The sequence below is a fragment of the Streptomyces sp. NPDC008125 genome (assembly GCF_042957125.1).
Classification (GTDB): domain Bacteria; phylum Actinomycetota; class Actinomycetes; order Streptomycetales; family Streptomycetaceae; genus Streptomyces.
The window spans coordinates 37,443-62,037 of the sequence record NZ_JBIBHR010000010.1; the positions used below are offsets into that span (position 1 = coordinate 37,443).

Consider the following 24,595-nt stretch of genomic DNA (forward strand, 5'->3'; position numbering starts at 1 on the left):
TCCCCGTTCACCCGTCCGGCTGTCCCACCGCCGACGCCCGTCATCCTTTCGGGTAGAGCTTCGGAAGGCGGATCCCCGTCCTTGCCTGGTTTTCCCGTTCCTCCGTCCAGCACCGCGCTTCGTTTCGTCTAGCTTCATCCGCATGGCCCTTTTATTCCGGTTGTCAGCCTTCCCGGCCGTCGGGCGTGGCACAGATCGGACAGAGGGAAATCGTGTACGGACGAAGGGTCGACCGATGGAACCGATCACGGGCAAGGACCGGGCCCGGGGCGCATTGCTCGGGCTGGCCGTCGGGGACGCGCTGGGTGCCCCGGCGGAGAACCTGAGACCGTCGGAGATCCGCGCCCGCTGGGGCCGGATCGAAGGTTTCGTCAGCGACGACCCGGCCGGTACGGACGACACCGAGTACGCGATCTTCTCCGGGCTGCTGCTGGCCCGCCACGGTTCGGCCCTCGCCGTCGCCGACGTGGACCGGGCCTGGCACCACTGGATCGCCGATCTGGACGAAGGGCCCTTCCGGGGGGCCGGGTTCAGCGAGCGCGGCACGCTGGAGAACCTGCGCCGGGGACTGGCCGCGCCGATCTCCGCGCAGCACCGGCACGCGTGGAGCGACGGGCTCGCGATGCGCGCGGCCCCGTTCGGGGTGTTCGCGGCCGGACGGCCCGCCGAGGCGGCCCGGCTGGTGGCGATCGACGGGCAGGTCAGCCACGACGGCGAGGGCATCTACGGCGGCCAGGCGGTCGCGGCCGGGGTGGCGGCGGCGATGGTCGGGGCGGGCCCGGCCTCGGTGATCGCGGCGGCCCTCTCGGTGGTGCCGATGGACTCGTGGACCGCGCGCTCCCTGCGCCGGGCGGTGACCGCCGCCCAGCGGGGTTACCCGGACCGGCTGACGGCCGAGCGCGCGGTGCGGTCGGCGGTGGTGATCGGCGGCTACCCCTGGACGGACCTGGCGCCGGAGGCGGTGGGGCTGGCGTTCGGCGCCTTCACGGCGGCGCGGGGCGATTTCCGTACGGCGGTGCTGATGGCGGTCAACATGGGGCGGGACGCGGACACCACGGCGGCGGTGGCGGGTGCGCTGGCCGGGGCCTGGCGGGGGACGGCGGCGATCCCCCCGGAGTGGGCCGCCGCGATCGGCCCGGTGCGCGGCAGCTGTCTGCCCTCGATGCGGGGCTACCACGTGCTGGACGTGGCGGATCTGCTGACGGCGGGCGACCCCGCGGGCGCGCCGGAGGAGACGCGGCCGGCGGCCCCTCCCCCACCGGCTCCGGACCGCGGAACGCCCGGCCCGGTGGCTCCGGACCGGGAGGCGTTGGACCTGGGGCCTCCGGACCGCGAGGCGCAGGACCCCGGGGCGCAGGGCCGGGAGCGGGCGGACGGGCCCGCACCGGTCTCCCTGCTGCACGCGGAAGGGGCGCTCCGATGACCGCCGCAGGTACGGAAGCCGCGCACCCGGGTACGGAGCAGCGGGAGACGACCCGGCGGGCGCGGATCGAGGGCCTGCTGCTGGGGCTCGCCGCCGGGGACGCGGCCGGCTGGCCCGCCGCCCGGCACCGGGCGGCCCGGATGCCCGAGTGGACCCGGCGGCTCACCAGGGAGCTGGACACCTTCGCCGAGCAGAACGCGACCACCACGCTGCCGGTTCCGATCGCGCTGAACCAGCCGCCCGAGCCGCTGCGGCTGGGCCCGTCGGACGACGCCGAGTGGGCCGCGTTCGCCGCCGGTACGGTGCTCGCGGCGGCGGCCGACGAGACGCACGGGCTCGACCCCTCCCGCCGGATGCGCGACGCGGTGGACCGCGCCTGGAACGCGCTGGCCGCCAAGGTGGCTGCGGCCAGCGCGCGGGCGCCGGAGGTGGAGGCGGCGGTGCTGCCGCTGCGCGCCCGGATCTCGGTGCGCGCCGGGCTCGGCAACCTCGCCGCCGGGCTGCGGCCCCCGGCCACCGGCCACGACAACCCGCACTACTTCGACGACGCCGCCTGCGTGCGGGCCGCGGTGCTCGCGGTGGTGCACCCGGGCGATCCGGCCGCCGCGGCGGCGCTCGCCGAGTTCGACGCCCGCTACACGCAGGACGGCGACGGGGTGCACGGCGCGCGGGCCATCGCCGCCGCCATCGCCGAGGCGCTCGCCGGGGCGGACGTGCGAGCGGTGGTGGACGCGGCGCTCGCACAGCTGCCCGACGGCACCGAGATCGCCCGCAACGCGGTGCACGCGGTGCGCCTGGCACGGGAGTTCGCGGACGAGCCCGCCGGGGCGTTCTCGCTCGTCCCGGTGCTGGAGCATCAAATCGTCGACCACGTCTACAGCTACGGGATCGCGGCCGCCGAGACGGTGCCGGTGGCGCTGGCGCTGACCACCGCGGCGCGGGGGCAGATCGCCCAAGCGGTCCCGGCCGCCGCGTGCCTGTCCCGGGTCGCGGATTCGGCGCCCGCGCTCGCCGGGGCGCTGACCGGGGCGCTCGGTGGCATCCGGACCGTACCGTCCGGGTGGCGGGAGGCGTGCCGGACGCTTGCCGGATGTGCGCTGCCCCGGCTCGCGGGCATGGATCTGATCGAACTCGCCGGGCTGCTCGCAGCCACGGAACAGGCCGCCCCGGGTGGACAATTCAGCCATGATGCACGCAGTGAGTACCCAACACCCCGTATCGGACACGCTTTCCCTCGATGAACGAGTGAGCGGTGCCCTCGTCGGCGCCGCCGTCGGCGACGCTCTGGGGGGCCCGGTCGAAGGCTGGACCTCCGAGCAGATCGCGGAGCGGCACGGCGGGCGGGTGCACGGGATCGTCGGCCCCTGGTACGGCGACGACTGGCGCACCGCCCGCCCGATCGCCCCGTACCACAAGGGCGATGGGCACGTCACCGACGACACCTTGATGACCCACGCGCTGGTGCGGGTCTACGACGCGGTCCGCGACCACCTGGACGCGTACTCCGTCGCCACCCACCTGGTCCCGGACCTGATCTCCACCCCGCGCTGGATTCCGGAGCTGGAGGCGGAGGCGCTGCCGCTCCAGCGGATCTTCCTCGCGGAGAAGTGGCTGGTGGCGCGCGTCCACTACGGGCACGTCGATCCGCGCGAGGCGGGCAGCGGAAACATCGTCAACTGCGGTGCGGCGATGTACATGGCGCCGGTCGGCCTGGTCAACGCGGCCCATCCGCAGGCGGCTTACGCGGAGGCGCTGGAGGTCGCCGCGCCGCACCAGTCCTCCTACGGCCGGGAGGCGGCCGGGGTGTTCGCGGCGGCGGTCGCCGCGGCGTGCACGCCGGGCGCCACGCCCGTCTCCGTGGTGGAGGCGTGCCTGGCGCTCGCGAAGGACGGTACCCGCGCGGCGATCGAGGCGGTGTGCGAGGAGGCGGCCCGGCACGCCGACCCCGAGTCGGCGCTGGTGCCGCTGCGGGAGGCGGTCGCCCCCTTCGACACGGTCGGCCCGGACTACCGCTCCCCCTCGCTGGGCGCCCGTCGGCCGTCCCGCCTGCACTCGATCGAGGAACTGCCCGTCGCCCTGGGCATGCTGCTGGCCGGCGGCGGCGACTACCGCCGTACGGTGCTGGGTTCGGTGAACTACGGACGGGACTGCGATTCGATCGCGACCATGAGCGGGGCGATCGTCGGCGCGCTGTACGGGGAGGCGGCGGTGCCCGAGGAGTGGGCGAAGAGGGTCGCCGAGGCGAGCCGGCTCGACCTGCACGCCCCGGCGCGCAGCCTGACGACGGTGGCGCGCGAGGTGTTCGCCGCCGACACCGCCCGCCGCCGCGCCCACGAGGCGGCCTTCGCGGATCTGGCGGGTGAGCGGTGAACGTACGGCTGACCTGGGTCCAGCCCGAGGACCTGATCGGGCACGAACTGCGCCAGGCCGGTCAGGACGGCCGCGACGCGTCGGAGATCGCGGCACGGTGGTACGCGGCAGGGGGCCCGCCCGCGCCGGAGCGGGCCGGGGCCTCCCAGCCGCCCGCACCGCCGCGGCTGCGCGCGCTCGCCGAGCGACTGCTCGACGAACTCGCGCAGCTGGAGTGTCCGTCGGCGGCGCAGGAGCCCACCGGCCTGGCGGAGATCCGGGCGCTCTGCCCCCGGTGGCCGGCCCCACCGGCAGCCCGGCCCGCCCCCGACCGGTCCCGGCTGCACGCCGGGTGGCTGGGCCGGGCGGCGGGCTGCCTGCTCGGCAAGCCGGTGGAGAAGCTGCCGCTGGAGGGCGTCCGCGCGCTCGCCCGGGCCACCGGCAACTGGCCGCTGTCCGACTGGTTCACCGCCCGGGGCGTGCCGGCCGGGCTGCTCGCCGCGTACCCCTGGAACCGTCGCTCGGGGCCGACTTCGCTGGCGGAGAACATCGACGGGATGCCGGAGGACGACGACCTCAACTTTCCCCTGCTGACCGTGCTGTTGCTCCGGCGTCACGGGCGCGGCTTCACCACGGACGACCTCGCCCGGCTCTGGCTGGACGAGCTTCCGGCCGGCCGGGTGTTCACCGCCGAGCGGATCGCGTACCGCAATCTGCTGGACGGGGTGGAGCCGCCCGGTACGGCCCGCTACCGCAACCCGTTCCGGGAGTGGATCGGGGCGCAGATCCGTGCCGACGTGCACGGCTGGGCCTGCCCGGGCGATCCGGGGGCGGCGGCGGAGCAGGCGCACCGCGACGCGGTCCTCACCCACACGGCGAACGGCGTGTACGGGGCGATGTTCGCGGCGGCGGCGCTGGCGGAGGCGGCCGGTGGGGCGAGCGACGTGCACGGCTGCCTGGCCGCCGGGCTGCGGGTGGTGCCGCCCGGGTCCCGGTACGCGCGCGCGGTGCGGCTCGGCATCGAAGCGGCCGGGGAGGCGAAGGCCCCGGGGAACCCAGGGGCCGCGGGCGGCTTCGACGCCGTCGTCGACCGGCTGCACGAGGTCTACGCCGCCACGCACCACTGGGTGCACGTGCTGCCCAACGCGGCGCTGCTGGCCGCCGCGCTCACCCACGCCGACGGCGACTTCACCCGGTCGATCGGCAACGCGGTGATGGGCGGTTGGGACACCGACTCGAACGGGGCGACCGCCGGGTCGCTCGCCGGGCTGCTGGCGGGCGGTCCGGGCGCCCTGCCGGACCGCTGGACCGCCCCGCTGAAGAACCGGCTCGCCACCTCGGTACCGGGATTCGACGGCATCGGCTTCGACACTCTCGCCGAACAGACCTATCAGGAGGCTCTGCGCCCATGACCCGCATCGCGGTGCTCGGCAGCATCAACATGGATCTCGTCGCCTATGTCGCACGGGCGCCCGCGCTCGGCGAGACCGTCGCCGGCAGGGAGTTCCGTACGGTACCCGGTGGCAAGGGCGCCAACCAGGCGGTCGCCGCCGCACGGGCGGGCGGGCAGGTCACGATGATCGGCGCGGTCGGCGCCGACGCGTACGGCTCGCAGTTGCGGGGTGGTCTGGAGAGCGCGGGGATCGACACCCGTCTCGTGCGGACGGCCCGGGGCGCGAGCGGCACGGCGCACATCGTGGTCGACGACTCCGGTGCCAACGCGATCGTGGTGGTGCCCGGCGCGAACGGCACGGTCACCGCGCTCGGCCCCGCGGAGCGGGAGGCGGTGGCCTCGGCCGATCTGCTGCTGCTCCAGCTGGAGCTGCCACTCACCGCGGTGACCGAGGGGGCGCGGGCCGCGCACGCCCGGGGGGTGCGCACCATCCTCACCCCGGCCCCCGTCCGGCCGCTGCCGGACGAGCTCCTGGACCACGTCGACCTGCTGGTCCCCAACGAGCACGAGGCGGCGCAGCTCTCCGGTCACGAGGACCCGGAAGCAGCCGCCGAGGTCCTGCTGCGGAAGGTGCCGGAGGTCGTCATCACCCTCGGCTCGAAGGGCTGCCTGTACGCGGCCCGGGGCGGTGAGCCGGTGCGCTTCCCCGCTCTCGAAGTGACCACGGTCGACACGACCGGCGCGGGCGACACCTTCGTCGGGACGCTGGCCGTGGCCCTCGGTGAGGGGCGTCCGGTGGCCGAGGCGGTCGCCTGGGCGTCCTCGGCCGCCGCCCTCTGCGTCCAGAAGCCCGGCGCGTCCACGTCCATGCCCTACCGAAGCGAGATCGATGCCTCATGACCGAATCCGGGACCACCCCCACGCACACTCCTCTGTCGGGCCTGCGGGTCCTGGACCTCGCCACCCTCTTCGCCGGTCCGCTCGCGGCGACCATGCTCGGCGACTTCGGCGCCGGGGTGATCAAGGTCGAACATCCGCGCAAACCCGATCCTTCGCGCGGCCACGGTCCCGCGAAGGACGGGGTCGGCCTCTGGTGGAAGCTGCTGGGCCGCAACAAGCGCAACCTCACCCTGGACCTGTCGAGCCCCGGCGGGCGCGAGGTGCTCCTGCGGCTGGCCGCCGAGACCGATGTGATCATCGAGAACTTCCGGCCCGGGACCCTGGAGCGCTGGGGTCTCGGCTGGGAGGAGCTGGAAGCGGTCAACCCCCGGCTGGTGCTGACCCGGGTGACGGCCTTCGGTCAGTTCGGCCCGTACTCGCACCGGCCGGGGTTCGGGACGCTCGCCGAGGCGATGAGCGGTTTCGCGTCGATCACCGGTGAGCCGGAGGGGCCGCCGACGCTGCCCCCGTTCGGCCTCGCCGACTCGATCGCGGCGCTCGCCACCGCGTACGCCGTGATGGCCGCGCTCGCCGGGCGCGACCGCACCGGGCGGGGGCAGGTGATCGACATGGCGATCATCGAGCCGATCCTGACGGTGCTGGGCCCGCAGCCGCTCTGGTTCGACCAGCTCGGCCATGTCCAGCAGCGCACCGGCAACCGTTCGCGGAACAACGCCCCGCGCAACACCTACCGCACCTCGGACGGCCAGTGGGTCGCCGTCTCCACGTCGGCGCAGTCGATCGCCGAGCGGGTCATGCGGCTGGTCGGGCGTCCCGAGCTGATCGAGGAGCCGTGGTTCGCCTCGGGTGCGACCCGGGCGGAGCACGCGGACGAGCTGGACGGGGCGGTCGGGTCGTGGATCGCCCGGCACACCCGGGACGACGCGCTCGCCGAGTTCGAGAAGGCGGAGGCGGCCATCGCCCCCGTCTACGACGTGCGGGACGTGATGGAGGACCCGCAGTACCGGGCTCTGGACAGCGTGACCGAGGTGGACGACCCGGAGCTGGGGCCCCTGCGGATGCAGAACGTCCTCTTCCGGCTCTCCGAGACCCCGGGCGGCATCCGGTGGGCGGGCCGCCCGCACGGGGCCGACACCGAGGAGATCCTCACCGGGCTCGGCCTCTCCGGCGAGCGGATCGCGGCGCTGCGTTCCGAGGGGGCGCTGTGACCGCGGCCGGGGCGCGCCCACGCCCCGCCGCGTGCCTCGCACCGGGCGACACCTCCTCGTACGGCGCGTACGACACGACTCCGGTGCCCCTGACCTGGCTGTACGTTCCCGGGGACCGGCCGGAGGTGGTGCTCAAGGCGCTGGGCGCGGGGGCGGACGTGGTGATCGTGGACCTGGAGGACGCGGTCGCCCCGGGCCGCAAGGAGTACGCGCGTTCCGCGACCGCCGAGCTGCTCACCGATCCGGTGACCTGCGCCGAGGACGCCGTACCGGTCCATGTGCGGGTGCACGGGGAGGACGACGTGCGGACGCTCGCGGGGCTGCCGGGGCTCTCGGGCATACGGCTCCCCAAGGTCACGCACGCGGCGTCGGTGCACCATGTGGCGGCGCTGGCGCCGGGCGTTCCGCTCTATCCGCTGCTCGAATCGGCGCTCGCGATCGAGCACGCCTACTCGATCGCCTCGGCCCACCACGACGTGCGGGGCATCGCGCTCGGGGAGTCGGACCTCCGGGCCGATCTGGGCGTACGGGACGACGTCGGGCTCGACTGGTCGCGCAGCCGGATCGTGGTGGCGGCGCGGGCGGCCGGGCTGGAGCCGCCGACGCAGTCGGTCTTCCCCGACGTGCGCGACCTGGACGGGCTCTGGGCCTCGTGCGGCCGGGGGCGGGCGCTGGGGATGCTGGGGCGGGCGGCGATCCACCCGCGCCAGCTGCCGGTGATCGAGCGGGCCTTCCGGCCGACCGACGAGGAGCTGGAGGCCGCCGAGGAGATCGCGGCGGCGGCCCGTACGGACGCGGGCGCGTTGGCGCTGCCGGACGGCCGGTTCGTGGACGCGGCGGTCGCCGCCGCCGCGCACCGCACCCTGGCCCTCGGGCGGCGGACGGCCGGGGCGGTGGGGGCCGGGGCGCGGGCGCCGGTCGGCTGACGGGCCCGGACACGAGGAAGGCCGCCGCACCCGGTGGGGGTGCGGCGGCCTCGTGGTGTCCTGGGGGCTCAGCTCGTACCGGCGGTACGGGCGGCGCCGTCGGTCTCCGGCTCGTCCGAGGCGTCGGTCACGACGGGCTCGTCCGCCCTGTCGGCCTCCGTCGCGTCGGCCTTCACCAGGTCGGCCTTGGTCGCGTCGGTCGTACCGTCCTTCGCGTCCGCCTCCGCGTCGGTGACGGCGTCGGCTCCGGTGCCCGCGTCGCCGTCCTCGTCCGCCGCCCCGGGTTCCACGATCTCCTCGCGGCCGGGACGCACCTTGGCCGAGATCACCAGGTAGGTGACGGCCAGGGCGAAGACGATGATCGCGGTCCACACGTTCAGCCGCAGGCCGAGCACGTGGTGGGCCTCGTCGACCCGCATGTACTCGATCCAGGCCCGGCCTGTGCAGTACGCGGCGACGTACAGGGCGAAGGCCCGGCCGTGTCCGAGACGGAAACGGCGGTCCGCCCAGATGACCAGGAGGGCGACACCGACGCACCAGAGCGACTCGTAGAGGAACGTCGGGTGGTAGATGCCGGCGACCCGGTTCGGGGCCTCGCTGATCTTCAGGCCCCACGGCAGGTCGGTCTTGCGGCCGTAGAGCTCCTGGTTGAACCAGTTGCCCCAGCGCCCGATGGCCTGGGCGAAGGCGATGCCGGGGGCGAGGGCGTCGGCCCAGGCGGGCAGCGGGATGCCCCGGCGGCGGCAGCCGATCCAGGCGCCGACCGCGCCGAGGGAGATGGCGCCCCAGATACCGAGGCCGCCCTCCCACACCTTGAAGGCGTCCACCCAGTTCTGGCCGTCACCGAAGTACAGCTCGTAGTCGGTGATGACGTGGTAGAGACGGCCGCCCACGAGGCCGAAGGGCACCGCCCAGACGGCGATGTCGGCCACGGTGCCGGCTCTGCCGCCCCGGGCGATCCAGCGCTTGTTGCCGAACCAGACGGCGACGAAGACACCGATGATGATGCAGAACGCGTAGCCGCGGAGCGGGATCGGGCCGAGATCGATCACGCCGGTCGACGGGCTGGGAATGAAGGCAAGGTTCATGACGGGACCGACGCTACCCTGCCGGGCCGCGCGGGCGGCACGTCACCCGGCAACGTCTGGGTAACAGGGAGGGAATCCACCGTCCTCCGCTCCACCGTGATCAGGAGGCCGGAGGCGTCGGAGTGAGGGTGCCGACCGGCTTGCCCTTGTTGGCCTCTTCCACCCACTTCTTGAGGTTGGCGACCGAGATCTGCTCGTCGCCCTTCTTCGGGAAGATGGACTCGCCGTTCAGCAGGGCGGTCGGGGTGCCCTGGAACCCGCCCTCGCTGAACGCGGTGTTCGACTTCGCGACCCAGGCGTTGTGCTTGCCGTCCTCCACACAGCTGCGGAAGGTCGGGGTGTCGAGGCCGGAGACCTTCTTGGACAGGTCGATCAGCGTGCTGTCCTTGCCGAAGGCGTCGTCGGTCTCGGCGGGCTGGTTGCTGTAGAGGACGTCGTGGTACGCCTTGAACTTGCCCGCGTCCTGGGCGCAGGCGGCGGCGTTCGCGGCGCGCACCGAGCCCGTGCCGCCCATGTTGCCGTCGATGATCGTGGCCAGGTGGTACTCCACCCGGAGCTGTCCGCTGTCCGTGAGCTCCCCGATCGTGGCGCGGAACGCGCTCTCGAACTGGGCGCAGACGGGGCAGCGGAAGTCCTCCCAGATGGTGAGCGTGGACGGGGCGTCGCTCGCTCCCACCGGGATGGCGAGGTCGTCCTTCCCGGTGGCTCCGGAGGGGGCGACGACGGGGGCCGCGGTGCTGTCGTCGTCCCCGGCGTTGGCCGCGATCAGGCCGATCACCGCGGCCAGCGCCAGCACGCCCACCACCGCGCCCGCGACGATCAGGGTGCGGCGGCGGCGCTCGCGCGCCTTCTCCTGCTCACGCTGCTGGACGAGCCGGTCACGCGCGGCCCTTCTTCCTTCATGGTTCTCGCTCACACCCGCAGCAACGAACCGGGGAGGCACTCGCGTGCCTCCCCGGTCCCACTCCACCCGTACGGGTGACGCCATGCGTCAGCGCTTTCGAACGCCCTCGGCGAGTTCGCCCGCGAGCGCCTTCACCGCGGCCGTGCCGGCCGCCGCGTCGGGAGCGTCCAGGATGGCCTTGACGAAGGCCGATCCGACGATGACGCCGTCCGCGAACCCGGCGACCTCGGCGGCCTGCGCCGCGTTGGAGACGCCGAGGCCGACACAGACCGGGAGCGAGGTGGTGGCGCGGGTGCGGGCCACCAGGTTCTGGGCCTGGTCGCCGACGGACGCGCGGGTGCCGGTGACGCCCATGAGGGAGGCGGCGTAGACGAAGCCGGAGCCGGCCGCCGTGATGGTGGCGAGGCGCTCGTCGCGGCTGCTGGGGGCGACGACGAAGACGGTGGCGAGTCCGTGCTTCCCGGCGTTCTCGCGCCATACCGCCGACTCCTGGACCGGCAGGTCGGGCAGGATGCAGCCGGCGCCGCCCGCCGCGGCCAGCTCGGCGGTGAACCGCTCGATGCCGTAGCGGTCGATGGGGTTCCAGTAGGTCATCACGAGGATCGGGGCGCCGGTCGCCTCGTACGCCTCGCGGACCGTGCGCATCACGTCGGCGATCCGCACGCCGCCGCGCAGCGCGATGTCGTCGGCGGTCTGGATGACGGGGCCGTCGAGCACCGGGTCGCTGTGCGGCAGGCCCACCTCGACGACGTCCGCGCCGCCGGCGACGGCGGCCTTGACGGCCTCGATGCCGCCGTCCACGGTCGGGAAGCCTGCCGGGAGGTAGGCGATGAGGGCCGCGCGGTCCTCGGCCTTCGCACGGGCGAGGGTGGTGTTCAGCAGTTCGATGGTTCCGGTGTGGCCGGTGGTGCCGGTGGTGCCGCTCACTTGACGTCCCCCTCGATCTCCGCGCCGGTGCCGGCCGCGTCCGCCTCGACGGCCGCGTCCGTGTCGTACAGCCCGAAGTAGCGGGCCGCCGTGTCCATGTCCTTGTCGCCGCGCCCGGAGAGGTTGATGACGATCAGCCCCTCCTCGCCCAGCTGCTTGCCGATCTCCAGGGCACCGGCGAGCGCGTGGGCGCTCTCGATGGCCGGGATGATGCCCTCGGTGCGCGAGAGCAGCCGCAGGGCCGACATCGCGGCGGCGTCGGTCACCGCGACGTACTCGCCGCGGCCGATGTCCTTGAGGTACGAGTGCTCCGGGCCGATGCCCGGGTAGTCCAGCCCGGCCGAGATGGAGTACGGCTCGGTGATCTGGCCCTCGTCGTCCTGGAGGACGTAGCTGCGCGAACCGTGCAGGATGCCGGGTTCACCGGCGGTGAGGGTCGCCGCGTGCTCGCCGGTCTCGACGCCGTGCCCGGCGGGCTCGCAGCCGATGAGGCGGACGGAGTCGTCCTGGAGGAAGGCGTGGAAGAGGCCGATGGCGTTGGAGCCGCCGCCGACGCAGGCGACGGCGGCGTCCGGCAGCCGGCCGGCACGCTCCAGGATCTGGCGGCGGGCCTCCACCCCGATGACCCGGTGGAAGTCGCGGACCATGGCCGGGAAGGGGTGCGGGCCGGCGACCGTACCGAAGAGGTAGTGGGTGTGGTCGACGTTGGCGACCCAGTCGCGGAACGCCTCGTTGATGGCGTCCTTGAGAGTGCGGGAGCCGGACTTCACGGCGACGACCTCGGCACCGAGCATCCGCATGCGGGCGACGTTGAGCGCCTGGCGCTCGGTGTCGATCTCGCCCATGTAGATGGTGCACTCCAGGCCGAACAGCGCGCAGGCGGTCGCGGTGGCGACGCCGTGCTGGCCGGCTCCGGTCTCGGCGATGACCCGGGTCTTGCCCATCCGCTTGGTGAGGAGCGCCTGGCCCAGCACGTTGTTGATCTTGTGTGAGCCGGTGTGGTTGAGGTCCTCGCGCTTCAGGAAGACGCGGGCGCCGCCCGCGTGCTCGGCGAAGCGGGAGACCTCGGTCAGGGCGCTGGGGCGGCCGGTGTAGTTGACCATGAGCTCGTTGAGCTCGGCGGCGAAGGCGGGGTCGGCCTTGGCCTTGTCGTACTCGACGGCGACCTCGTCCACGGCGGCGACGAGCGCCTCCGGGATGAACTTGCCGCCGTAGGCGCCGAAGTAGCCTTCGGCGCTGGGGATCAGACCCTCGGGGTCCGGAACGAAGAAGTCAGAGGACATCCGACAGTGCTCCTGGAGATGGCAACGGGTGGGTTCACCGGATGCGCCGGGGCGGAGCGGAAGGCCGCCGCGACCGGGTCCGGTCGGGGCGGGTACGGCGCGGCGCGCCGACGCGGCACGGCCCCTTACGGGCGGGTGCGCGGGACGCGGGCGGCCGGGCTCGCCGTGGCGCTCAGCCGGTGCGCCATCGCATGCCGTTGACCTGTCCCGGCTCGTCGCCGATGACGTAGCGGACCCGGCGGCCGTGCACCCGGCGGGCGGGCGCGCGGCAGCCCCGGTGCCAGAACGGCGGGGCGCAGCGGCGGGGCTGCGGGTGGTCGAGCGGGAGGAGCGGGGGGCGGCCGCCGCCGTGCGCCGGGAGCGCGCGCGGCTCACGCACCGGCGCGCCCGCGGGGCGGGTGCCCTGCGGGGACGGCGGTGCGGAGCGCGGGGGCCCCGGGGGCGCGGAGACGGTCACGGCGGGAGGTCAGCCCCGTCCGTGCCGGAGCGCGGGGTGGGTGCCGGCGGCGACCAGGTCGGCGACCGCGGCGCGGGGGTCGCGGCCGGTGACGAGCGACTCGCCGACGAGGACGGCGTCCGCGCCGGAGTTGGCGTACGCGATCAGGTCGTGCGGGCCCCGGACGCCGGATTCGGCGACCTTGACGATGTGGTCGGGGATCTCGGGGGCGACCCGCTCGAAGGTGGAGCGGTCGACCTTGAGGTCCTTGAGGTTGCGGGCGTTGACGCCGATGATGCGGGCGCCGGCGGCGACCGCGCGCTCGGCCTCCTCCTCGTCGTGGGCCTCGACGAGCGGGGTGAGGCCGATGGACTCGGCCCGCTCGATCAGGGAGACGAGGGCCTCCTGGTCGAGGGCGGCGACGATCAGCAGGGCGAGGTCGGCGCCGTAGGCGCGGGCCTCCCACAGCTGGTAGGAGGTGACGATGAAGTCCTTGCGCAGGACGGGGATGTCGACCTTGGCGCGGACGGCTTCCAGGTCCGCGAGGGAGCCGCCGAAGCGGCGCTGCTCGGTGAGGACGGAGATGACGGAAGCGCCGCCGGCCTCGTAGTCCGCGGCGAGCGCGGCCGGGTCGGCGATGGCTGCGAGGGCTCCCTTGGAGGGACTGGAGCGCTTGACCTCGCAGATGACGCCGACGCCCTCGCCGCGCAGTGCGGCGACTCCGTCCTTGGCCCGTGGGGCGCGTGCCGCGCGGTCCTTGAGCTCGTCGAGGCTGACGCGCGCCTGCCGCTCCGCAAGGTCCGCACGGACGCCGTCAATGATCTCGTCGAGCACACTCACGCGAGCGGCCCCCTTCCGGAACGAACGAATGGTGGAGCAGGATCAACCCTCTCGATGGTATCCGCAGGAGGGCGGCGGGCTCGCATCCGGCCGGTCGGCGTCCCAGCAGGTGGTCGCTCAGGGGGCCAGTGCGGAGCCGAACGGGAGGTTCCGTACGACGCTGAAGACCACCAGCACCGCGCCGATCCCCCACCACCAGCGGGGCGGGACGCTCGTCCGCAGGGGCTGCCCGCGGGCGGTGCGCACGAGCCAGAGCGACCAGAACGCGGCGAAGAGGACGTAGCCGGTGACGGCGAGGGCGTTGTCGCCGAGGGCGGTCGCGAAGTCGCCGGTGGCGAAGGCGTGGGCGCTGCGCAGTCCGCCGCAGCCGGGGCAGAGCAGGCCGGTCAGCCGGAAGAGCGGGCAGACCGGGTAGTGGCCGGGCTCGCCGGGGTCGACGGTGGCGACGTACCCGAAGGCGCCGGCGACGGCGGCCAGGGTGGCGGCCGGTGCCGCGAACCGCCGCAGGCCGTGCGCCGGGCGGCGCCGGGCGTACGGGGGTGCGGGAGGGGGCGCGTACGGGCCCGGCCCGGCGGGAACGTGCCCGGCGGGAACGTGCCCGGCGGGAACGTGCCCGGCGGAAAGGTGCCCGGCGGGGGCCCCGGCGTCCGGGGGCGGCGGGGTCACGGCGGGGAGGGGAGAGGCGTCCACCCGCACGATTGTGCCCCCGGTACGCGAGGAGGCGCAGCCCGGGACGGGCTGCGCCTCGCGTGTCGCGTGGCCGCTCCTGGCGGGGCGGGGCCGCTGCCCGTACGGGCGGGGCCCCCGCTCCGCGGGGGCGGTGTCAGTGGCTGAGCTGGGCCTCGCCGGCGCGGGCGCGGGCGGCGGCGTACTCCGGGGACTCCTTCGGCATGCCGAGTCCGGCCATCTTCATCGCCAGGCCCACGACGGCGCCCAGGAGGGTCACGCCGATGCCGACCCAGAATCCGGCCGGGTTGGCCGCGACCATGAAGACGCCTGCGACGCAGAAGCCGATGAACGAGATGATGACACCGGTCCAGGCGGCCGGGGTGTGTCCGTGGCTGCTGCCCGCCATGAGTTGCTCCTCGTTGGTGTTGCGCGGTGTGTACCGGGGCTTGCGGTGGTGAGGCCCGCCCCCATTGTCCCGTACGCGGAGGCGGGACGTGAGCTGGGGGTGTCGGTGTCCCCGTCGTGTCCGGGGGTTCCGGGCGGCGGACCGGGCGGAGCGCTAGCCGGTCGGGTCCTCGCCCCGGTCCAGCGCCTTCCACAGCTCCTCGGGCCGGTCGGGGTCCCGGGGGGTCGCGGGGGCCCGGCGGGGGCGGGGGGTGCCGTCGCGCTCGTACCGGCCGGACATGGTGGGCCAGCGGCTCCCGAAGCGCAGCGCGAGCACCCCGGCGACAAGGATGAACAGGCCGCCCAGGGCGGTGACGAAGGGCCACGCGGTGTGGCTGAGGGCGTCGATGGTGGAGCCGGCGTCGCCGGTGGTGGCGGCGGCCTTCTCGTCCAGGGCAGCGGTGTCCGACGCGCCGATCCAGGCGCTGAGTCCGGCGCCGAGGCCGCTGACGGCCAGCAGCCCGGCGACGACGTAGCGCCCGGCGCCCCGGACGGCGAAGACCGCGACGAGTGCGGCGAGCCCGACGATCGCCAGTGCGGCGGGGGCCCCGGTGACGTCCTGGCCGTCCGCGGTCAGCGGGAGGCTGCCGCCCGCGACGGCTGCCTCGCCCCGGGCCCAGGTCTGTCCGGAGGCGAGCAGGACGACGGCGGCCCCGACCGCGCCGAGGAGCAGCCCGAGGGCCAGGCTCCGGCGGCTGCCGGGGGCGTCGGACGCGGTGGTACGGGCACGGGGCTGGGGTACGGGGACGGCGCTCACGCCTTCCACTATCCCCTACCGCCCCGGAGGCCGTCGGGTGCCCCCTGATCGGGCTGCCCCCGATCCGCCGGGGGGTCACCCGAGGGGCGCTCCGTGGTCGCGGAGCCGGTTGGCGGTGTGGACGGCGCGGAGCACGGCGGCCGCCTTGTTGCGGCACTCGTTGTCCTCGGCCACCGGGTCGGAGTCGGCGACCACACCGGCCCCGGCCTGGACGTAGGCGGTGCCGTCGCGGAGCAGGGCGGTGCGGATGGCGATGGCGGTGTCGGAGTCGCCGGCGAAGTCGAGGTAACCGACGCAGCCTCCGTACAGCCCCCTGCGGTTGGGTTCGAGCTCCTCGATGATCTGCATGGCGCGCGGCTTGGGCGCTCCCGAGAGGGTGCCGGCGGGGAAGCAGGCGGTGAGGACGTCGAAGGCGGTGCGCTCCTCGGCGACGCGGCCGGTGACGGTCGAGACGATGTGCATCACGTGGGAGTACTTCTCGACGGACATGAAGTCGACCACTTCCACACTGCCGGGTTCGCAGACGCGTCCGAGGTCGTTGCGGCCGAGGTCGACGAGCATGAGGTGCTCGGCGCGCTCCTTGGGGTCGGCGAGGAGTTCCTCGGCGAGGGCCTGGTCCTCCTGCGGGGTGGCGCCCCGGTGCCGGGTGCCGGCGATGGGGTGGACCATGGCGCGGCCGTCCTCGACCTTGACCAGGGCCTCGGGGCTGGACCCGACGACGTCGAAGCCGTCGAACCGGAAGAGGTACATGTACGGCGACGGGTTGGTGGCCCGCAGCACCCGGTAGACGTCGAGCGCGCTCGCGGTGCAGGGCGTTTCGAAGCGCTGCGAGGGCACGACCTGGAAGGCCTCGCCGGCCCGGATGCGCTCCTTGATGTCCTCGACGGCCCTCTGGTAGGCCGGGCCGCCCCAGAGGGCGGTGTACGGCGGCAGCTCGGAGGGGGGCAGGACGGCGGGGGCGTTCTCGACGGGGCGGCGCAGGTCGCGTTCCATGGCGTCGAGCCGGGCGACGGCGTCGTCGTACGCCTCCTCGACGCCGCTCTCCAGGTCGTTGTGGTTGATGGCGTTGGCGATCAGCAGGACGGTGCCGTCCCAGTGGTCGAGGACGGCGAGGTCGGAGGTGAGCATCATGGTGAGCTCGGGGAGGCCGAGGTCGTCGCCGCCGTGGTCGCCGATGCGTTCCAGGCGGCGCACGATGTCGTAGCCGAGGTAGCCGACCATGCCGCCGGTGAAGGGCGGCAGGCCCTCGGTGCCCGGCAGGTCGCGGGGGGTGTGCAGCGCTTCGGTGGTGGCGCGGAGCGCCTGGAGCGGGTCGCCGTCCAGGGGGACGCCGACGGGCGGGGTGCCGATCCAGTGGGCCTGGCCGTCTCGGGCGGTGAGGGTGGCGTGGCTGCGGACGCCGATGAAGGAGTACCGCGACCACGTGCGGCCGTTCTCCGCGGATTCCAGCAGGAAGGTGCCGGGGCGTTCGTCGGCGAGTTTCCGGTAGAGGCCGACCGGGGTGTCGCCGTCCGCGAGGAGCCGCCGGACGACGGGGATGACGCGGCGGTCCACGGCCAGCTTGCGGAAGGTGTCGAGATCCATGTCGGCCGGCCTCACGGGGTGTCGGTGTCGAGCAGGACGTCGCGGTCGAAGCAGGTGCGCGCGCCGGTGTGGCAGGCGGCGCCCGTCTGGTCGACCTTGACGAGGACGGTGTCGGCGTCGCAGTCCAGGGCGACGGAGACGACGCGCTGGGTGTGGCCGGAGGTGTCGCCCTTGACCCAGTACTCCTGGCGGCTGCGGGACCAGTAGGTGCAGCGGCCGGTGGTCAGGGTGCGGTGCAGGGCCTCGTCGTCCATCCAGCCGAGCATGAGCACCTCACCGGTGTCGTACTGCTGGGCGATGGCGGGGACGAGCCCGTCCGCGCCGCGCTTGAGGCGCGCGGCCACGGCGGGGTCGAGGTTTCCTGCGGGCGGGGTACCGGGCGTACCGGACGGGGGCGTGCTGCTCATGCGCCCCATTGTGCCGCGCGCGCAGGTGCCGGACGGCGCCCGGTCCACTGGGCGGACCGTGTGCCGTGGTCGTAGGCTGGCTGGCATGTCGACCCATGCGAAGCGTGAACGTCTTCTGCTCGCCGACCTGTTGGAGGCGGCGGGCCCCGGGGCGCCGACCCTGTGCGAGGGCTGGCTGACCCGGGACCTGGCCGCGCACGTGGTGGTGCGCGAGCGCCGGGCCGACGCGGCGGCCGGGATCGTGGTGGGGCCGCTGAAGGGCCGGATGGAGCGGGTGCGGCAGGAGTACGCGGAGAAGCCGTACGAGGAGCTGATCCAGCTCATCCGTACGGGCCCGCCGCGTTTCTCCCCGTTCGGCCTGAAGCAGGTGGACGAGGCGGCCAACACGGTGGAGTTCTACGTGCACGCCGAGGACGTCCGCCGTGCGCAGCCCGACTGGTCGCGGCGGGAGCTGGACCCGGTCTTCGCGGACGCGCTGTGGTCGCGGATGGAGCGGACCGCCCGGATGCTGGGGCACCGCTCCCCGGTGGGGCTGGTGCTGCGCCGCCCGGACGGGCGGACAGCGGTGGCGCGGAAGGGCACCCCGGTGGTGACGGTGACCGGGGAGCCGGGCGAGCTGCTGCTCTTCGCGTTCGGGCGGCAGTCGGCGACGACGGTGGGGCTGGAGGGCGACGAGGACGCGGTGGAGCGGCTCCAGTTGTCGCAGCTGGGGATGTGAGGCCCCGGCCCCGTGCCTTCCCGGGGGCCGGCCCGGGTCCGTCAGGCCCGGGGCGCGTCGCGGAGGGGCGGTGGGCCGGCCGCGTGCCTGCGGGGTCCGGTGGTGGCGTCGGGGCGGCCGTTCCCGCGCGTGCGGTGGCCGTCCTCGCGTGCACGGCCGGGGCGTCGGGAGCCGGGGCGGTCCTCGCCCGTACGGCGGGAGCCGAGGCGGGCGAGCAGGAAGCCGGCCGGGATGGTGACGAGCCCCGGGGTCTGCAGCGGGAACCAGTGGAAGTCGCGATCCGGAAAGAGCGCGATCGGGGTACCGGAGACGGCCGGCGAGAACGCCATCAGCAGCACGATCAGCGGCAGGGTTCCGTAGACGGTCCAGCGCACCCCGCGTGCGGTGAAGCCGGGACGGAAGAGGGCGTTCAGCAGGACCGGCGGCAGCACGGACGCGGCGGCGGCGAAGGAGAGCGAGAGCAGGACCTGCGGGTTGCGCTCGTGGGCGTTCGCGGAGGCGAGGACGGCGAGCGCGCCGATCGCGACGACGGCCCAGCGGGCCCGGCGGATCTCCCGGGCGGACGCCCGGCCCTCCCCGTGGGCGCCCGCGTGCGCGGTGAAGTCCCGGGCGACGCTGGAGGCGGCGGCGAGGGTGATGCCGGCCACCGCAGCGAGGGTGGTCGCGAAGGCGGCGCAGGCGACGAGGGCGAACAGCAGGCTCTGGCGGGGGCCGGCCGCGCCGGGATCGAGCGCGCCGGTCACCATCAGCAGGGCGGTGTTGCCGCCCGGGTCCTCGGCGCGCAGCGCGTCCGCGCCGAGCAGGGCCGAGGCGCCGAGTCCCACGACGACGATCCCGGCGCAGAGCACGGCGACCGGGGCGACGGCCCAGACCCGCACCCGGCGGGCGGTGCGCGCGTCGCGCAGCGGGTGCAGCCGCATCGTGAGGTGCGGCATGCAGGCGGCCCCCAGGAGCAGGGTGACCTGGAACCCGATCAGGTCCAGCGCCCCCGTTCCGGTACGGCCGAACTGGCCGCCGGGCGAGGCGTATTCCGATCCGGCGCCGCTGCCGTCGCCGGCGGCGTCGAAGAGGGCGGCGGGGGACCAGCCGTACCGGGCGAGGACGAGTCCGGCGAGGAGCGTGACGGCCGCCACCACCACGCCGACCTTGAGGATCTGGACGTATCCGGTACCGCGCATCCCGCCGAAGGCGGAGTAGCCGGCCATCAGGACCCCGCTGGCGACGGTGCAGCCGGCCACCGCCCCCTCGGGGAGTCCGAACATGGCCGCCATGACCTTGCCCGCGGTGGTGAGCTGCACGAGCAGGAGCGGGGCGAGCACGGCCAGGGTGGCGATGCCCAGCGCCCTGCGGACCGAGGGGTCCCGCAGCCGGTTCGCGAGGAAGTCGCCGAGGGTGAACACCCCCGCGACGCGCAGTCGTTCGGAGAGCACGCGCAGGACGAGCGTCAACGAAGCGACGGTCGCGAGGGCGAAGGTGATCCCGTCGAACCCGGCGAGTGCCACGGAGCCGGTGGTGGAGAGCAGGGTGGCGGCGGAGATGTAGTCCCCGGCGACGGCGAGTCCCCCGCCGACGGGCCCGAGGGCGGCGCCGCCGCCGGCGTAGAAGTGTTCCGGGTCGTCCTGGTCGGCGGCGGCGAGACCGCAGAGCAGCAGGGAGAGCGCGACGAACCCGAGGAAGATCACCACTGCGAGGGAACGCGCGTCGGCAAAGGTGGACATGGCGGTACGCCACCAGAACGCCCGAGCCCCGTACAGCGTGCGCGTGTTCGGAGATGCGTCGGTACAGAGGGCGGCCCCACGCCCTGTGCGCCGTCACACCCCCTCCGCCCCGACTCGCCCCGGTGACGGCCCCGTCGGCCCCCGTCGGCTTCCCCGTCAGCCGTCCAGCAGCCGCCGGGCCGCGAGGGCCAGGCAGACCTCCACGGCGTCCGTCGGGCGGGTCAGGCAGCGCCCGGAGAGCTGCTCGAACCGTCGGAGCCGGTTCAGCACGGTGTTGCGGTGGCAGTAGAGCCGCGCCGCGGCCCGCTGGGCCGAGCCGTCGGCTTCGAGCCAGGCGGTCAGGGTCTCGACGAGGACGTCCCGGTCGGCGGGGTCGATGTCGTCGAGGGGGCCGAGCACGCGGTCGGCGAGCGCCGTGCCGAGCGCGGGCGAGGAGACGACCAGCGCGGTGGGCAGGTGTTCGTCGAGCAGGACGAGCCCGCCGGAGGCGGGGCAGGCCCGCAGGGCGGTCTCGGCGAGCCGGCGGGCCTCGCCGAGCGCGGCGAGCCCCTCGACCGCGGAGCTGACCCCGACGCCCGTACCGGCCGGGACGGCCGTCTCCGCCGCCAGGCGGGCCAGCGCGTCTGCCGTACCGGGTCCGGTGCCCCCCTTCGGCGCCTCTCCGGCACCCGGTCCGGCGGCGCTCCTCTGCGGCACCTCCGCGGATTCCAGTGCGACGACGGCCAGTTCTGCGTCGGGGCCGGTGTGCCAGAGCGCCAGGACCCCGTCCGGGAGGACCACGGGCGGGGAGGTCGTGGCGTGCGGGGCGCGGCGGGCCGTGCGTACGGCGAGGACCGCGTACCGGCCGTCCTCCGGCAGCCCGAGCATGACCGAGGCGTCGGGCAGGTCGGCGATGCGGGCGGTGCCGTCCAGCAGTGCGGCGGTCACGAGCCGCTGCCGGTTCTCACGGCGCCAGTCGATCCGCCGCTCCGCCTGCCGGTAGGCATCGGTGAGGACTCCGCAGTGTTCGTCCACGAAATTCCACACGTCGGCGGCGACATGGACGAGGAGCCGCACGTCCTCGGGGTCGCGGCGGGCCGTCTCGTCCACGAGGCCCTGCCACACCATCGCGCCGCCGAGGCGGAACGCGTGCAGGACGGCGTCGAGCGGTACGCCCTGCTCGGCCCTGATCTCGCCGATCCAGCGGGTGGTGCGGTGGGCGGCCTCGCGGAACGCGCGGGGCTGGATCAGCGAGCCGACGTTGTGGCGCAGCGAATGGTGGACCTCCTGCCAGACGTCGGCGCGCGAGGACTCGATCGCCGTGCGGTAGCCGGGCTCCTGTTCGTACAACGCCTCGACCAGCCGTTCCGTCAGCTCGGGCAGCTCTTCGAGGAGCACCCGGGCCGAGCGGTGGAGCACCTCGACCGATTCACGGTCGGCGAGGGAGCGGAAGCGTTTGGGCAGCGGCGCTGCGGGGGGCGTCGTGTGCAGCGCCCTGATCCGGGGACGTACGACCTGCGGCATGGGGCCTCCACCGGGAATCGGCCGGGCCCGGGGGGGCGCGGCCCGGGCGCCCGGCCCGGCAGGGGCGCGAGCGCAACCGAACGATCCTGACGCCCGCAGAATGACATACCGGCCAGTCGGTACCTAGGGGTGTGCGCGGTTCTTATCATCACGGTCCGGCAACCTGCCGGACACATTCGGCCACGGGGTGGTCCGTTGGGCGGCCGTCGTCGGTCACCCCATCACCCGGGCCAGTTCGGTGCGGGAGCGGATGCCCAGGGCGGCGAAGATGTTGCGCAGATGGTGGTCGACCGTGCGCGGGCTGACCGAGAGCCGCCGGGCGATCTCCCGGTTGGTGGCCCCCTCGGCGACGCACCGGGCGACGCGCTGCTGCTGGGGGGTGAGCGCGTCCACCGGTCCCGTCTCGGCGGCCGGGGCGTCCACCGCCTCGCCGGCGGCGCGCAGTTCGCCGGTGGCCCGGTCCACCCAGGCGCGGGCGCAGCAGCGTTCGAAACCGACGAGCGCGTCGCGCAGCGGGCCGCGCGCCTCGCGGGTGCGGCGCCGCCTGCGCAGCCACTGGCCGTACAGGAGTTGGGTGCGGGCGCGCTCGAAGTCGCCGCCGGCCCGGTCGTGATGGGCGAGCGCCTCGGCGTACCGCGCCTCGGCCTCGTCGGCGGGGGCCAGCAACGCGCGACAGCGGGCGAGTTGGGCGAGAGCGTGCGGATCGACCGTGCGGCCGGTCCAGATGGCGAACTCGCGCACCGCGTCGGCTAATTCGTCGGCCCACTCCGCGCCGTGGCCGGCCAGCACGGCGGCTTCGACGTAACACGGCAGGGCGAGCATCCGGATGCCGAAGTGGCCGTGGCGCGGCCCGGGGCGTACCAGCGGGGCGAGCCGGGCGGCCGCTTCGCCGGTACGGCCGGCCGCCAGGTCGGCGCGGGCGACGGCCCAGGTGGCGAGGGTCGCGGCCTGGGCGAGTCCGTGCGGTCCGGCACCCGCCAGCGCGGTGTCCGCGTGCGCCGCGCACGCCTCGGCGGGCCCCTCCACCGACGCGGTGAGCGCGAGCACCGCGTGCAGGTGGGTGGTGGCGTTGGACTGCCCGGTGCGGCGGGCCGCGTGCAGACCCTCCAGCGCGTGCGCCCGCGCCCTGGCGTGCCGGCCCGCCCGGAGTTCGGCGTAGGCGAGCTGTTCGAGGGCGTGCGCGAGGAGGGCTTCGGGACCCCTGCTCCGTACGGCGGCGAGGGCGCGGCCGCCGGCCCGGCAGGCGCTCTCCGCCTCGCCGACGACCAGCGCGCAGGCGCCCGCCCGGAGCAGCGCCTGGGGCTCCTCGTCGGCCTCGGCGGCTCGCAGGCACTGCGCCAGCAGCTCGTGCCCCTCGGCCATCCGTCCCGCGAACACCGCCCGTACGCCCGCGAGATAGGGCACGACGGTCGGGTCGTGCGGGCGGTCGGGGATCCGGTTCAGGGCGTCGAGATAGGCGATGGCGTCGCCGCTCGCCCAGGCGGCCTCGGCGGCGGCGAGCAGGGCGGCGAGGGCGCGCGCCGGGTCGTGGGGTTCGAGGCCGGCCGCGGCGGCGAGCAGCGCTTCACGGGCGTCGGTGGCCGGGCCGTCGCACAGGGCGAGCATCCCGTACGTGTAAGCGGCGGGGCCGCTCCCGGGTACGGGCCGGGACCCGCCGCCGGGGTCCTGGGCGACGCGGGCGAGGAGGGCTCGGGCGCGACCGGTGTCCCCGGCGAGGCGGGCGTGTTCGGCGGCCTCGGCGAACCGGTGGGCGCGGTGCGCCTCGTCCGTGGAGAGCAGGGCGGCGCGGGTGAGGGCCGCCGCGCGTTCGGCGTGCGGCCGGGGCGCGGTGGCCGCCCGTTCCAGCGCGCTCGCGAGGACGGCGTCCGGTGCCGGGGCCGCGCAGGCGCGCTGCACCAGGGCCGGCAGCGGGTGCGCGGAGACCTGCCCGAGGAGCGCGGCGAGGAGTTCGTGGGCGGCCCGCCGGTGCGCGGGCGGGGCGTGCCGCAGTACCGCGCGGCCCAGCAGACGGTGGCTGAAGTGGACGCGACTGCCGGTGCGTTCGAGAACGCCGGGGATGCCGCCTGGCCCGAAGAGCGCGCGGTCGAGCAGGGCGGCGCCGAGCCCGGCCCGGTTGCCGGCCCGCAGCAGGAGTCCGGCGTCCGCCCCGGTGCCCTCCGGCTCGTGTTCCTGGGCGGCGGCGGCGAGCAGCAGCAGCGTCCGGGTCTCGGCGGGAAGCCCCTCCAGCTGGGCGGCGTGGGCGTCGACCACGCTTTCACCGCCGGGCAGCGGAAAGGGCAGCACCGTACGGCCGGCCAGCTGGTCCGCGGTGAGGTGCCCGACGAGCCCGGCGAGCAGCCGCGGGTTGCCCGCCGCCTCCCGCAGCAGCTCGCCGCGGACCACCGGGTCGATGTCGGGCGTCCGGCCGGTGAACCGCTCCAGCAGGCAGGCCGCCGCCTCGTCGTCGAGCGGGCCGAGGCGCAGCGCGGGCAGCCCGGCGAAGCTGGTCTCGTCGGCCGACGCGATCAGCACGGCGGCCCGGCCGCCCGCCCCGAGCCGGCGGGCCGCGAAGCCGAGGGCCTCCCGGGACCGGGGGTCCCAGGCGTGCGCGTCGTCCACACAGACCAGCACCGGCCGCTCCGCCCCGGTCTCCCGCAGCAGGGCGAGCAGCGCGTCAGGGGTGATGCCGGAGCGCAGCACCCGCTCGGGCGGTACGGACAGCGGGCCGGGGGCCGAGCAGAGCAGGGCGTGCAGCCCACTGTGCGGGAGGCGGCGCTCGGCGGGGACGGCCGTCGCCCGCAGCACGGGCCCCCCGCTCCGGGTGCGGTGCGCCTCGGCCGCCGCGTCCAGCAGGGCGCTGCGGCCGAGGCCGGGCGGGGCGGTCACCACGAGCGCGCCGCCGTCGCCCTGCGCGAGGCGCCCCAAGAGGGTTTCCACGATGGCGATTTCACCGCTGCGGCCGTACAGCCGGAGCGGACTGTGCACGGTCGTCGAGTGAGTCACACCGGCACGTTACTTCCGCGTAAACAGGGCCGGAAGACGCCCGTCCGCTCCTTCGGCCCGAACGGCCGGGTGCGGTGCGCCCTCCCAGGGGAACGGCCTCCCGGTTGTGCGCGCGCACACCTCCCGGTGCCCCTGC

General features: G+C 75.1%; 22 protein-coding genes. 8 read left to right on the forward strand and 14 right to left on the reverse strand.

Annotation, left to right across the window (positions count from 1 at the left end; all coding sequences use genetic code 11):
- The first annotated feature begins 235 nt into the window (after positions 1 to 235).
- The 7 genes from ACFZAX_RS18340 (at position 236) to ACFZAX_RS18370 (ending at position 8,199) form a co-directional block, all read left to right on the forward strand.
- Entirely contained in the window at positions 236 to 1,423 is a 1,188-nt protein-coding gene (locus ACFZAX_RS18340) for an ADP-ribosylglycohydrolase family protein (RefSeq protein ID WP_390962645.1), read from the forward strand.
- Positions 1,420 to 2,664: an ADP-ribosylglycohydrolase family protein gene (locus tag ACFZAX_RS18345; RefSeq protein ID WP_390962647.1), complete on the forward strand. Its 1,245-nt coding sequence runs from the start codon at positions 1,420 to 1,422 to the stop codon at positions 2,662 to 2,664. Before ACFZAX_RS18340 ends, ACFZAX_RS18345 begins: the two co-directional genes overlap by 4 nt.
- On the forward strand, positions 2,609 to 3,793 hold the full coding sequence (locus ACFZAX_RS18350; protein ID WP_390962649.1) for an ADP-ribosylglycohydrolase family protein: 1,185 nt from the start codon (positions 2,609 to 2,611) through the stop codon (positions 3,791 to 3,793). The genes ACFZAX_RS18345 and ACFZAX_RS18350 overlap by 56 nt, the downstream gene beginning before the upstream one ends.
- Positions 3,790 to 5,184, forward strand: coding sequence for an ADP-ribosylglycohydrolase family protein (locus ACFZAX_RS18355; RefSeq protein WP_390962650.1), 1,395 nt, complete (start codon positions 3,790 to 3,792; stop codon positions 5,182 to 5,184). The genes ACFZAX_RS18350 and ACFZAX_RS18355 overlap by 4 nt, the downstream gene beginning before the upstream one ends.
- Positions 5,181 to 6,065, forward strand: a complete 885-nt coding sequence (gene rbsK / locus ACFZAX_RS18360) for a ribokinase (RefSeq protein ID WP_390962651.1) — start codon at positions 5,181 to 5,183, stop codon at positions 6,063 to 6,065. Before ACFZAX_RS18355 ends, rbsK begins: the two co-directional genes overlap by 4 nt.
- Positions 6,062 to 7,273: a CoA transferase gene (locus ACFZAX_RS18365; RefSeq protein ID WP_390962652.1), complete on the forward strand. Its 1,212-nt coding sequence runs from the start codon at positions 6,062 to 6,064 to the stop codon at positions 7,271 to 7,273. Before rbsK ends, ACFZAX_RS18365 begins: the two co-directional genes overlap by 4 nt.
- An 83-nt stretch (positions 7,274 to 7,356) precedes the next feature.
- Complete coding sequence (locus ACFZAX_RS18370) at positions 7,357 to 8,199, forward strand: aldolase/citrate lyase family protein (protein ID WP_390963002.1); 843 nt, start codon at positions 7,357 to 7,359, stop codon at positions 8,197 to 8,199.
- A 68-nt stretch (positions 8,200 to 8,267) separates the two neighbouring features.
- On the opposite strand, the gene lgt is transcribed toward ACFZAX_RS18370, so the two are convergent.
- The 11 genes from lgt to hisI form a co-directional block, all read right to left on the reverse strand.
- Positions 8,268 to 9,287, reverse strand: a complete 1,020-nt coding sequence (gene lgt, locus ACFZAX_RS18375; protein WP_390962653.1) for a prolipoprotein diacylglyceryl transferase — start codon at positions 9,285 to 9,287, stop codon at positions 8,268 to 8,270.
- A gap of 100 nt (positions 9,288 to 9,387) precedes the next feature.
- Positions 9,388 to 10,203 carry a thioredoxin domain-containing protein gene (locus ACFZAX_RS18380; RefSeq protein ID WP_390962654.1) on the reverse strand — a complete coding sequence of 272 codons (816 nt, stop codon included), beginning with the start codon at positions 10,201 to 10,203 and terminating at the stop codon, positions 9,388 to 9,390.
- 75 nt (positions 10,204 to 10,278) lie between these two features.
- Positions 10,279 to 11,118 (reverse strand): tryptophan synthase subunit alpha, encoded by an 840-nt coding sequence (gene trpA / locus ACFZAX_RS18385; RefSeq protein ID WP_390962655.1) that lies wholly within the window; start codon positions 11,116 to 11,118, stop codon positions 10,279 to 10,281.
- Entirely contained in the window at positions 11,115 to 12,401 is a 1,287-nt protein-coding gene (trpB, locus tag ACFZAX_RS18390) for a tryptophan synthase subunit beta (RefSeq protein WP_390962656.1), read from the reverse strand. The genes trpA and trpB overlap by 4 nt, the downstream gene beginning before the upstream one ends.
- Positions 12,402 to 12,573: 172 nt before the next feature.
- Entirely contained in the window at positions 12,574 to 12,858 is a 285-nt protein-coding gene (gene trpM / locus ACFZAX_RS18395; RefSeq protein WP_390962657.1) for a tryptophan biosynthesis modulator TrpM, read from the reverse strand.
- A 9-nt stretch (positions 12,859 to 12,867) separates the two neighbouring features.
- On the reverse strand, positions 12,868 to 13,677 hold the full coding sequence (trpC, locus tag ACFZAX_RS18400) for an indole-3-glycerol phosphate synthase TrpC (RefSeq protein WP_390962658.1): 810 nt from the start codon (positions 13,675 to 13,677) through the stop codon (positions 12,868 to 12,870).
- 117 nt (positions 13,678 to 13,794) lie between these two features.
- Entirely contained in the window at positions 13,795 to 14,367 is a 573-nt protein-coding gene (locus ACFZAX_RS18405; protein ID WP_390962659.1) for a DUF2752 domain-containing protein, read from the reverse strand.
- A gap of 133 nt (positions 14,368 to 14,500) precedes the next feature.
- Positions 14,501 to 14,752 (reverse strand): HGxxPAAW family protein, encoded by a 252-nt coding sequence (locus tag ACFZAX_RS18410; protein ID WP_390962660.1) that lies wholly within the window; start codon positions 14,750 to 14,752, stop codon positions 14,501 to 14,503.
- Positions 14,753 to 14,905: 153 nt separating this feature from the next.
- The gene (locus ACFZAX_RS18415) at positions 14,906 to 15,556 is read right to left on the reverse strand and encodes a TIGR02234 family membrane protein (RefSeq protein ID WP_390962661.1); all 651 of its coding nucleotides are present in this window, start codon (positions 15,554 to 15,556) and stop codon (positions 14,906 to 14,908) included.
- Positions 15,557 to 15,622: 66 nt separating this feature from the next.
- Positions 15,623 to 17,131 carry an anthranilate synthase component I gene (locus ACFZAX_RS18420; protein WP_390962662.1) on the reverse strand — a complete coding sequence of 503 codons (1,509 nt, stop codon included), beginning with the start codon at positions 17,129 to 17,131 and terminating at the stop codon, positions 15,623 to 15,625.
- A gap of 11 nt (positions 17,132 to 17,142) precedes the next feature.
- Positions 17,143 to 17,538, reverse strand: coding sequence for a phosphoribosyl-AMP cyclohydrolase (gene hisI, locus ACFZAX_RS18425; protein ID WP_386890709.1), 396 nt, complete (start codon positions 17,536 to 17,538; stop codon positions 17,143 to 17,145).
- Between the two features lie 85 nt (positions 17,539 to 17,623).
- On the opposite strand from hisI, the gene ACFZAX_RS18430 reads away from it, so the two are divergent.
- Entirely contained in the window at positions 17,624 to 18,256 is a 633-nt protein-coding gene (locus tag ACFZAX_RS18430) for a TIGR03085 family metal-binding protein (protein ID WP_390962663.1), read from the forward strand.
- A gap of 41 nt (positions 18,257 to 18,297) precedes the next feature.
- Here the strand turns inward: ACFZAX_RS18430 and ACFZAX_RS18435 are convergent, their stop codons facing one another.
- The 3 genes from ACFZAX_RS18435 to ACFZAX_RS18445 form a co-directional block, all read right to left on the reverse strand.
- Positions 18,298 to 19,974, reverse strand: coding sequence for a cation acetate symporter (locus ACFZAX_RS18435; protein ID WP_390962665.1), 1,677 nt, complete (start codon positions 19,972 to 19,974; stop codon positions 18,298 to 18,300).
- A gap of 156 nt (positions 19,975 to 20,130) precedes the next feature.
- Positions 20,131 to 21,477 (reverse strand): helix-turn-helix domain-containing protein, encoded by a 1,347-nt coding sequence (locus ACFZAX_RS18440; protein ID WP_390962666.1) that lies wholly within the window; start codon positions 21,475 to 21,477, stop codon positions 20,131 to 20,133.
- A gap of 213 nt (positions 21,478 to 21,690) precedes the next feature.
- Positions 21,691 to 24,459: a LuxR C-terminal-related transcriptional regulator gene (locus ACFZAX_RS18445; RefSeq protein WP_390962668.1), complete on the reverse strand. Its 2,769-nt coding sequence runs from the start codon at positions 24,457 to 24,459 to the stop codon at positions 21,691 to 21,693.
- Between the last annotated feature and the right edge of the window lie 136 nt (positions 24,460 to 24,595).